Consider the following 3496-nt stretch of genomic DNA (forward strand, 5'->3'; position numbering starts at 1 on the left):
ACGCCAGCCAATGACGTCTATAACAACGGCAGCACGGTCAGCACCACCATTACCGGTGCGACCGGTGGCAACTTCGAAAACCTGGTGCCGAGCACGGCGCCTGCAGTCACCACGATTACCGATTCGGTGGACACCACTGACCTGAGCCTGTCCGCGTCTACCGAAGTAGCTGAAGGCGGCTCAATCGTCTACACCGCAACATTGACCAACCCCGCTGGCTCGCCTGTCACTGTGACCCTGAGCAACGGCGCCGTCATCAACATCGCCGCAGGCGCCACCACTGGCACCGTGACCGTCGACGCACCAAAAGACGACGTCTACAAAGACGCTGGCAAAGTTGAAGTCAGCATCGATAAAGCCACTGGTGGTAACTTCGAGAACCTGGTTCCGAGTACCACGCCTGCGGTGACTGACGTTACCGATACCATCGACACCTCGACTGTCAGCCTGACCGCAACGTCCACCGTCGCGGAAGGCGGCACCGTGGTGTACACCGCCTCGGTCAATGCACCCGTGACCGACGCTCCGTTGGTTATTACCCTGTCGAACGGCCAGACCATCACCATCCCGGTTGGCGCCAGCAGCGGCACCGTGAACTTCGTTACGCCAAACGACGCCCTCGCAGGCGGCGATAACCTGAGCGTGAAGATCGACGACGCCAAGGGCGGCAACTACGAAAAACTGAACATCGACGCCACTCCGGCGAATACCACCGTTACCGATGTACAGGACACTACCGGCCTGACCTTGAGTGCAACCGATAGCGTTGCTGAAGGCGGCTCCATCGTTTACACCGCCACCCTGACCAACGCCGCTGGCTCGCCTGTCACTGTGACTTTGAGCAACGGCGCCGTCATCAACATCGCAGCAGGCGCCACCACTGGCACCGTGACCGTCGATGCGCCAAAAGACGACGTCTACAAAGACGCTGGTAAAGTCGAAGTCAGCATCGATAAAGCCACTGGCGGCAACTTCGAGAACCTGGTTCCTAGCACCACGCCTGCGGTGACTGACGTTACCGATACCATCGACACCTCGACTGTCAGCCTGACCGCAACGTCCACCGTCGCCGAAGGCGGCACCGTGGTTTACACCGCCTCGGTTAACGCACCCGTGACCGACGCTCCGTTGGTTATTACCCTGTCGAACGGCCAGACCATCACCATTCCGGTTGGCGCCAGCTCCGCTTCGGTGAACTTCGTTACGCCGAACGACGCCCTCGCAGGCGGCGATAACCTGAGCGTCAAAATCGACGACGCCAAGGGTGGCAACTACGAAAAACTGGACATCGACGGCAAGCCTGCCGAAACCACCGTCACAGACACTCAGGACACCACTGGCCTGAGTCTGTCCGCGTCTACCGAAGTAGCCGAAGGCGGCTCGATCGTCTACACCGCCACCCTGACCAACGCCGCCGGCTCACCAGTGACCGTCACCTTGAGCAACGGCGCCGTCATCAACATCGCAGCAGGCGCCACCACCGGCACCGTCACTGTCGATGCGCCAAAAGACGACGTCTACAAAGACGCTGGCAAAGTTGAAGTCAGCATCGACAAGGCTACTGGCGGTAACTTCGAGAACCTGGTTCCGAGTACCACGCCAGCAGTGACCGATGTCACCGATACCATCGACACCAGCACCGTTTCGCTCACAGCGACTTCGACGGTGGCCGAAGGTGGGACTGTCGTTTACACCGCCTCGGTTAACGCACCCGTGACCGACGCTCCGTTGGTTATCACCCTGTCGAACGGCCAGACCATCACCATTCCGGTTGGCGCCAGCAGCGGCACCGTGAACTTCGTGACACCAAACGACGCCCTCGCGGGCGGCGATAACCTGAGCGTGAAGATTGATGACGCCAAGGGTGGCAATTACGAAAAACTGGACATCGACGCCACCCCGGCGGACACCACCGTTACCGATGTGCAGGACACTACCGGCCTGACCTTGAGTGCAACCGATAGCGTTGCTGAAGGCGGCTCGATCGTTTACACCGCAACATTGACCAACGCCGCCGGCTCGCCTGTCACTGTGACCCTGAGCAACGGCGCGGTGATCAACATCGCTGCGGGCGCCACTACCGGCACCGTGACCGTCGACGCACCAAAAGACGACGTCTACAAAGACGCCGGCAAAGTCGAAGTCAGCATCGATAAAGCCACTGGCGGCAACTTCGAGAACCTGGTTCCGAGCACCACCCCAGCGGTGACCGACGTTACCGACACCATCGACACCAGCACCGTTTCGCTCACAGCGACTTCGACGGTGGCCGAAGGTGGGACCGTGGTTTACACCGCCTCGGTCAACGCACCCGTGACCGACGCTCCGTTGGTTATCACCCTGTCGAACGGCCAGACCATCACCATTCCGGTTGGCGCCAGCAGCGGCACCGTGAACTTCGTCACGCCAAACGACGCCCTCGCGGGCGGCGATAACCTGAGCGTCAAAATCGACGACGCCAAGGGCGGCAACTACGAAAAACTGGACATCGACGGCAAGCCTGCCGACACCACCGTCACAGACACTCAGGACACCACTGGCCTGACCTTGAGTGCAACCGATAGCGTCGCCGAAGGCGGCTCCATCGTTTACACCGCAACATTGACCAACGCCGCTGGCTCGCCAGTGACTGTGACCCTGAGCAACGGCGCTGTGATCAACATCGCTGCGGGCGCCACCACTGGCACCGTGACCGTCGACGCACCAAAAGACGACGTCTACAAAGACGCTGGTAAAGTTGAAGTCAGCATCGACAAGGCTACTGGCGGTAACTTCGAGAACCTGGTTCCGAGTACCACGCCAGCAGTGACCGATGTCACTGACACCATCGACACCAGCACCGTTTCGCTCACTGCGACTTCGACTGTGGCCGAAGGTGGGACTGTCGTTTACACCGCCTCGGTTAACGCACCCGTGACCGACGCTCCGTTGGTTATCACCCTGTCGAACGGCCAGACCATCACCATTCCGGTTGGCGCCAGCAGCGGCACCGTGAACTTCGTGACACCAAACGACGCCCTCGCGGGCGGCGATAACCTGAGCGTGAAGATTGATGACGCCAAGGGCGGCAACTACGAAAAACTGGACATCGACGGCAAGCCTGCCGACACCATCGTCACAGACACCCAGGACACCACTGGCCTGACGCTCTCGGCAACTGACACTGTCACCGAAGGCGGTTCCATCGTTTACACCGCAACATTGACCAACGCCGCTGGCTCGCCAGTGACCGTCACCTTGAGCAACGGCGCGGTGATCAACATCGCTGCGGGCGCCACTACCGGCACCGTGACCGTCGATGCGCCAAAAGACGACGTCTACAAAGACGCTGGTAAAGTTGAAGTCAGCATCGATAAAGCCACTGGCGGCAACTTCGAGAACCTGGTTCCGAGTACCACGCCAGCAGTGACCGATGTCACTGACACCATCGACACCAGCACCGTTTCGCTCACTGCGACTTCGACTGTGGCCGAAGGTGGGACTGTCGTTTACACCG

Annotated in this window: 1 protein-coding gene; it reads left to right on the forward strand. The window is 60.2% G+C overall.

Annotated elements, in window-relative coordinates; genetic code table 11:
- On the forward strand, positions 1-3496 hold a 3496-nt coding region (locus F7R20_RS31290), incomplete at both ends, for an immunoglobulin-like domain-containing protein (RefSeq protein WP_346266515.1).

Origin of the sequence: Pseudomonas brassicacearum subsp. brassicacearum (genome assembly GCF_008801605.1) — a bacterium.
In the GTDB taxonomy this organism is placed as follows: domain Bacteria; phylum Pseudomonadota; class Gammaproteobacteria; order Pseudomonadales; family Pseudomonadaceae; genus Aquipseudomonas; species Aquipseudomonas brassicacearum.